6 protein-coding genes and 1 pseudogene are annotated in these 7,032 nt (G+C 71.0%); 4 read left to right on the top strand and 3 right to left on the bottom strand.

The features are described from left to right. Nucleotides 1–599, bottom strand: a pseudogene (locus SACHA_RS22840) (MFS transporter); the annotation flags it as partial. Between the two features lie 90 nt (nucleotides 600–689). Continuing rightward, nucleotides 690–1,349, bottom strand: a complete 660-nt coding sequence (locus SACHA_RS0117440) for an ArsR/SmtB family transcription factor (RefSeq protein ID WP_028663303.1) — start codon at nucleotides 1,347–1,349, stop codon at nucleotides 690–692. A gap of 122 nt (nucleotides 1,350–1,471) precedes the next feature. On the opposite strand from SACHA_RS0117440, the gene SACHA_RS0117435 reads away from it, so the two are divergent. Beyond that, nucleotides 1,472–2,719 (top strand): MFS transporter, encoded by a 1,248-nt coding sequence (locus SACHA_RS0117435; RefSeq protein ID WP_028663302.1) that lies wholly within the window; start codon nucleotides 1,472–1,474, stop codon nucleotides 2,717–2,719. A gap of 370 nt (nucleotides 2,720–3,089) precedes the next feature. Continuing rightward, nucleotides 3,090–3,359, top strand: coding sequence for a hypothetical protein (locus SACHA_RS0117430; RefSeq protein WP_232211916.1), 270 nt, complete (start codon nucleotides 3,090–3,092; stop codon nucleotides 3,357–3,359). Nucleotides 3,360–3,502: 143 nt separating this feature from the next. Here the strand turns inward: SACHA_RS0117430 and SACHA_RS0117425 are convergent, their stop codons facing one another. Further along, entirely contained in the window at nucleotides 3,503–3,952 is a 450-nt protein-coding gene (locus SACHA_RS0117425; RefSeq protein ID WP_028663301.1) for an NUDIX hydrolase, read from the bottom strand. 285 nt (nucleotides 3,953–4,237) lie between these two features. Between SACHA_RS0117425 and SACHA_RS0117420 the strand changes: the two genes are divergently transcribed. Further along, nucleotides 4,238–5,863, top strand: coding sequence for a class I SAM-dependent DNA methyltransferase (locus tag SACHA_RS0117420; protein WP_019811817.1), 1,626 nt, complete (start codon nucleotides 4,238–4,240; stop codon nucleotides 5,861–5,863). Continuing rightward, nucleotides 5,856–6,998 (top strand): restriction endonuclease subunit S, encoded by a 1,143-nt coding sequence (locus SACHA_RS0117415; protein ID WP_028663300.1) that lies wholly within the window; start codon nucleotides 5,856–5,858, stop codon nucleotides 6,996–6,998. Before SACHA_RS0117420 ends, SACHA_RS0117415 begins: the two co-directional genes overlap by 8 nt. Nucleotides 6,999–7,032: the final 34 nt, after the last annotated feature.

Raw genomic sequence — 7,032 nt, 5'->3', positions numbered from 1 at the left:
GACGCCCGCGGCGAGCAGGGTGACCCCGGCGGCACCGGCCACGGCGAGGCGACCGAAACGGTCGACCAGCAGGCCGCTCAACGGCGACGGCAGGCACATCGCGGCCACGTGCACGGCGATGACCAGGCCAGCCGCGCCGACGCCGTGGCCGTGGTCGCGCATATGGACGGGGGTCATGGTCATCACGGCGACCATGACGAGCTGGGTGACGACCACGACGGCGGCACCCGTCATCAGGTGCGCCCGGGAGGACGTGCCGGCTCCGGCCGGGTCCGGTTCGGCATCGTCGGGGGTGTCGTCGGGTCCGGTGTCCGTGGCGAGCGCGCGTGCGGTGGTCAACGGGTCGGGGCGGAGCAGGACCCGCAGCACGACGGCGGCCGCCCCGTAGGCGAGCGCGGCCAGCAGGAACGGGCCCGCCAGGCGCGGGAGGTCCACGGTCTCGGCGAACCGGCCGGTGACGGTCACGAGGTTCGGACCGACGACCGACCCACGGTGGTGGCGACCAGAACGGTGCTCACGGCGCGGCCGCGGTGCCGGGGTGCGGCGAGGTCCGCCCCGGCGTAGCGGGCCTGGAGGTTGGTGGCCGTGCCCGCGCCGTACGGCGGAGCTACCCCGGCCGGGAGGGACGGGGGCGCGGGGGTGAACAGGGCAGTTCGGCCGCGTCGGCGGTGAACCGGATCAGTGCGGGCTCAGGGCGTCTCGACGGGCAGGTCGGCGAGCCGCCATTCGAGCATCCCGTCGGTGAGGCGGCGGGCCGTGCGCCCGTGTGCGGTGAGCAGTCGGACGGCGTCGTGGGCGAGCACGCACCAGCTGCCCCGGCAGTAGGCGACGATCTCCTGGTCGGCCGGGACGGCGTCGAGCCGGTCGACGAGCTTCTCCACCGGCACCGAGACCGCACCCGGGATGTGTCCGGCGTCGTACTCCTCGCGTGGTCGCACGTCGAGCACGACCACGTCCCCGGTGGCCACCCGGCGCAGCAGTTCTTCCCGGCTCACCTGTTCGGTGTCGTCGGGGCCCAGGTAGGCGGCGCCCACGGCGTCCACGTCGGGCAGGTGGGCCCCGGCGACGGTGCGCAGCAACGCATACAGCGCGGCCACGTCGGCACCGGCGAGCCGGTAGTGGATCCGGGTGCCTTCCCGGCGCGTGCGGACCAGGTTCACCCGCTTGAGGGCCTGCAGATGCGCGGAGGCGGTGGTCAGCCCGAGCCCGGCCGCGTGGGCGAGCGACTCGACGGAGCGCTCCCCCTGGGCGAGCAGATCGAGCAGCTCCAACCGCTTGCCACTGCCCAGCGCCTTGCCGACACGCGCGAACTGGTCGAACAGGGCGGTCTTCATCTCCGGATCACCCATCATTCCTCCAATAATCCATGGATTAATATACGAACAGGTCCGGCGGTGAGCCGACCGTGCCCGGGGAACGTCCCGCGGACGGAACCGAGCCGGACGACGTGGATCCGCTGGAGGCCGCGACCATGAGCACCCACCCGGTACGGCTGGGGTTGCGCGCCAACCTCGCCCAGTTCAGCCTGCTCGTGGCGGTGAACGCGCTCGTCGGCGGGATGGTCGGCCAGGAGCAAACGGTGCTGCCCCTGCTGGCCGAGCGGGTGTTCGGCCTGACCGGCTACACGTTCCTGCTGACCTACGTGCTCGTCTTCGGGCTGAGCAAGGCCGCCACGAACTACCTGGCGGGCACCTGGGCCGACCGCTTCGGACGCAGACCGGTCCTGATCGCGGGGTGGCTGATCGCGCTCCCCGTGCCCCTGATGCTGATCTGGGCACCCGGTTGGGGCTGGGTCGTGGCCGCCAACCTCCTGCTCGGCGTCAACCAGGGTCTGACCTGGTCGACCACCGTGATCATGAAGGTCGACCTGGTCGGCCCCCGCCGGCGCGGACTCGCGATGGGCTTCAACGAGGCGGCCGGATACGGCGCGATCGCGGTCACGTCGGCGCTCGCCGGCTACCTCGCCGAGGAGTTCGGACTCCGGCCCGCGCCGTTCCTGCTCGGCCTGTCCTACGCCGTCATCGGCCTCGGCCTGTCCGTGCTCGCCGTCCGGGAGACCCGCGAACACGCCCGCCTGGAGGCCGCCGCCCACCCCACCGACGGCTCCGCGGCCGGGCACGCCCGGCTCACCGACCGGCAGGTGTTCACCCGCACCACCCTCACCGACCCGGCCCTGTCCTCGGCCAGTCAGGCCGGCCTGGTGAACAACCTGAACTTCGGGCTGTCCTGGGGCGTGTTCCCGCTGCTGTTCGCCGGAGCGGGGCTCGCCGTGGACCGGGTGGGCATCCTGGTGGCCCTCTACCCGGCGGTGTGGGGGCTCGGGCAACTCGCCACCGGCGCCCTGTCCGACCGGTGGGGGCGCAAACACCTCATCACCGGCGGCATGCTGACCCAGGCGGCGGCCCTGGCCCTGATCGCTCTCGTCGACACCTTCGGCGGGTGGACGGCCGCGACCGTCCTGCTGGGGGCCGGGACCGCGATGGTCTACCCGACCCTGCTCGCCGCGATCGGCGACGTCGCCCACCCGAGCTGGCGGGCCCGCTCCGTGGGCGTCTACCGGCTCTGGCGGGACAGCGGCTACGCCGCGGGCGCTGTCCTCGGTGGAGTGGTGGCCGACCTCTGGGACCTGCGTGCCGCGGTCTGGGCCGCCGCCGCGGTCAGCCTGCTTTCCGGGCTCGGCGTCGCGGTCCGGATGTACGAGACCCACCGGCGTGGGTGACGGGCACACGCACGGTGCCGGAGGAGCGGGTATCCGGGACCTGTGTCGACACTGGCCTGGATCGTCACCGCGGGCGTGACGATGGCGCTGCCGTCGCTCTCGCCCCTGAGGTGCGTCGGCCACCCGGGGTGCGTCGGGATGGCGGACACCCCGACGCACCCCGGTCCGTCGCGGCCGAGGAGCCTGCGCAGGAACCCGCCTGCGCCGCCACCACGGGTCCGAGGAGCGCAGGCGCACCGCTGCGACTTCGGCATCGCACGCCGTCCGGCACGGACAAGGCTGACAGGGGAGATCCGCCGCTGTGGCTGGGCCTACTGATGGCACGATGCATCTATGCGCACCACTGTGGAACTGCCTCCGGACCTGCTGCGTGCGGCCAAGGCCTGTGCCGCTGCGCGGGGGGGAGACGTTCAAGGAGTTCCTCACCAGGGCGATCGCCCACGAACTGGGCGAGACAGCCGCTCCGCCACCCAAACGTCGGAAGGTGCGGTTACCACTCGTCCGGAGTGAGCGTCCGGGTCACGTCGACCTCTCCAATGCCGAGATCGAAGCGATCTTCGCTTTCGACGACGCTGAGCAGACCAACGACTCACCCTCGACGAAGGATTCGAGCAACATTACCGCTCATTCACCGTTGTGAGGCTTGCTTGAACAACTCCCCGGAACGGTGATCCCGACCGACACGACGCAACGATGGCGCGGGTCGTCAGGGTGTGGCCTGTCGTGGTCTCCGCCGCACCGTTCGTACTCGCCCGGCAGCCCGAAGGTAAAACCACTGGTTGCTCAGGTGCTGACGACCTCCCGGTACGTACTCAGCACGTCCTTCACCGCGTCGGTGACGGGCGGGTCTTCGACGAGCGCCGTCCAGGTGTAGGCGTCGTGTTCCCGGAGCTCGATCGGCTCCGGGGCGCTGACCTCCACGGCGAAGTTGCACTGGCGGCTCCTCCTGCCGCTCCCACTGGCGTAGTCGAAGCTCCCGAGGTAGTCGCGGACAGCGGTCACGTCGAGCCCGGTCTCCTCCTTGACTTCGCGGATCAGGGCCGCGTCGAGCGATTCGCCTGCTTCGACCTTGCCGCTGGGCAGCTCGAAAATGCTGCCCATGAAGTCGCCCTCGGGACGCTGGAGCAGGAGCACCTTCCCGTCGTGCTGGACGACACCACCGACGACGAGCTGCTGCACGCCGTCGAGTTCGGCTTCGGCCGTGAGGCGGGAGATGAGTGTCCGGTCGGTCATGTCGATCATTCCTTCAGCTCTCGATACCGGTCAAAGCGCTCGATGGAGAGGCCATCCAGCTCATCCGCGTGATACCCGATCGGGATCGCGCACGGGTTGCGGACCTGCCCGGTTGAGTGGCTGGTGCAGGCATCGCAGACGTTGATGCCGCAGCACCCCGGCGCACTCGCCGGGTGACCTCAGACACCCCCCTGGGACCATGGACCGGCGGAACCCGATCAACACGGCGGCGACGTCGCCGGAGCGGTAGGACCGGCCGTACGACTGCAGGATGGGACAACACTCATGCCACCGCGTGCGAAGAAGGGACGGTCGGCGCCGTCGACGGTGTCGGAGCTCAAGAATACGCTGTGGAAGGCGGCGGACCGGCTCCGCGGATCACTGCCCGCGAGCCGGTACAAGGACGTCATCCTCGGCCTGGTGTTCTTGAAGTACGTCTCGGACGCCTACGACGAGCACCGCGAGACGGTTCACGCGGAACTGTCCGGGCAGGGCTACGACGAGGACCGGATCGCCGGGCTGATCGACGACCCCGCGACGTACCGGCAGCACGGCGTGTTCGTCGTCCCTCCCGCGGCCCGCTGGTCGTACCTGGCGGCGAACGCGAAGGGTGGGTCCGCCGGCCACACCGGACCCGCCAGGACCGTCGGCCGGTTGATCGACGAGGCGATGGAGTCGGTCATGGAGGCCAATCCCACGCTCCGGGGCACGCTGCCCCGGTTGTACGACGGGGAGACGCTCGACCAGCGCCGCCTCTGCGAGCTGCTCGACCTGTTCGACGGTGCCCGGTTCAGCAGGCGGGGCGAGCACCGCACCCGCGACCTGATGGGCGAGGTGTACGAGTACTTCCTCGGCAGATTCGCCCGCGCCGAAGGCAAACGGGGCGGGGAGTTCTTCACCCCGCCGAGTGTGGTCAAAGTGCTCGTCGAGGTGCTCGAACCGTCGAGCGGCCGCGTGTACGACCCGTGCTGCGGTTCCGGCGGCATGTTCGTCCAGACCGAGAAGTTCCTCCACGAGCACAACGGAGATCCGGCGGACATCGCCGTCCACGGCCAGGAGAGCAACGAGGAAACCTGGCGGATGGCGACGATGAACCTCGCCGTCCACGGCATCGACAACTCCGGCCTCGGCGCCCGGTGGGACGACACGTTCGCGCGGGACCGGCACCCGGGCGTGCGGATGGATTACGTGCTGGCGAACCCGCCGTTCAATATCAAGCACTGGTCGCGGGACGAACGGGATCCGCGCTGGCGGTTCGGCGTTCCACCGGCCCACAACGCGAACTTCGCCTGGATCCAGCACATCCTGTCGAAGCTGGGTCCCACCGGCAGCGCCGGTGTCGTCCTCGCCAACGGCTCCATGACCAGCCGATCCGGTACCGAAGGCGACATCCGCGCGCGGATCGTCGAGGCCGACCTGGTCTCGTGCATGGTGGCCCTGCCGACCCAGCTGTTCCGCAGCACCGGCATCCCGGTGTGCCTGTGGTTCTTCTCCCGGGACAAGACCGCCGGGCCCGGCGGCGCGGTGGACCGCTCCGGCGAGGTCCTGTTCATCGACGCCCGCGACCTCGGCCACCTGGTCGACCGCGCCGAGCGGGCCCTGTCCGACGACGACATCGCCCGCATCGCCGACACCTACCGCGCCTGGCGCGGCACCCGGTCGGCCACGGAGCGGAAGCTCGTGTACGAGGACGAGCCGGGCTTCTGCCGGTCGGTCGGCCTGGCCGGGATCAGGGCCGCCGACCACGTACTGACCCCCGGCCGGTACGTCGGCACACCCGAGATCGAGGACGACGGCGAGCCGGTCGACGAGCGGATCCGACGACTGCACACCGAACTGCTGGCGGCCTTCGACGAATCGGCGCGGTTGGAGAAGGTCGTCCGTGCGCAGCTGGAACGCACCGATGGGTGAGACGTTGGGTGCGCTCCTCGCCGCGACGGGCGGATCGATCAGGACCGGACCGTTCGGCACGGTCCTCAGCGCGGCGGAATACACCACACACGGCGTTCCGGTGATCTCCGTCGGCGAACTCGACCACGGCACCATCCGCCTCAGGGCGACGACACCGCGGGTGGACCCGGACACCACCGAACGACTCGCCGAGTACCTGCTGCGGCCCGGCGACCTCGTGCTCGGGCGCAAGGGCGCCGTCGACCGTTCCGCGTGGGTGCGACCGGAGGAGGACGGGTATTTCCTCGGCTCCGACGGAATCCGGGTCCGGTTCGGGGACGGGGACGGGGTCCTCTCCCGGTTCATGGCCTACCAGTTCCGCTCACCCGCCGTCCGGGAATGGCTGCTCCGGAACGCCGCCGGGACGACGATGCTCTCCCTGAACGAGCGAGTCCTGCGGCAGCTGCCGGTCACCGTCCCGGGCCCGGGCGCACAGCGGGCGATCGCGGAGGTCCTGGGCGCGCTCGACGACAAGATCGCGAACAACGACCGCATCGTGCTCGTGACCGACCGGCTCTGTGCCGCGGACACCGCGAAGGCCAGCGCGGAATCCGGTACCCCACGACCCCTGCGGGACGTGGCGACCTTCGTCTACGGCAGGGCGTTGCCTGCGGCGAAGCGCATCCCGGGGCCCGTCCCCGTGTACGGCAGCGGCGGCCTGTGCGGACACCACTCGGCGGCACTGGTGGACCGGCCGGGGATCGTCGTGGGCCGCAAGGGCACGGTCGGCGCGGTCCACTGGGCCGACGGGCCGCACTTCCCCATCGACACCACCTACTCCGTGCGGTCGGTCCGGCAGGGAACCGAGGAGGTCCTCTACTACCTCCTCCGTACCGTGCGCCTCGGCGCGCTGGACTCGGACTCCGCCGTTCCGGGGCTCAACCGGGAGGAGGCCTACCGGCAGACCGTCCGGGTTCCCGACGACGACGGGCTGGCCTCGCTCTCGACGATCCTGCGGCAACGGTTCGCCCTGCTGCGGTCGGTGCGCGCCGAGTCCCGCACCCTCGCCCGGACCCGCGACGAACTGCTTCCCCCGCTGCTGTCCGGCCGGATCCGCGTCCGGGACGCGGAGAGAACCGTCGCGGAGGCGCTCTGACGGCGCGGGCCGACGGCGCCGGGGCCGCCCGGCT

Source organism: Saccharomonospora halophila 8, from assembly GCF_000383775.1.
In the GTDB taxonomy this organism is placed as follows: Bacteria; Actinomycetota; Actinomycetes; order Mycobacteriales; family Pseudonocardiaceae; genus Saccharomonospora; species Saccharomonospora halophila.
Note: the sequence above shows the minus strand (reverse complement) of the source record. Positions and strands in the feature narration are given on the sequence as shown.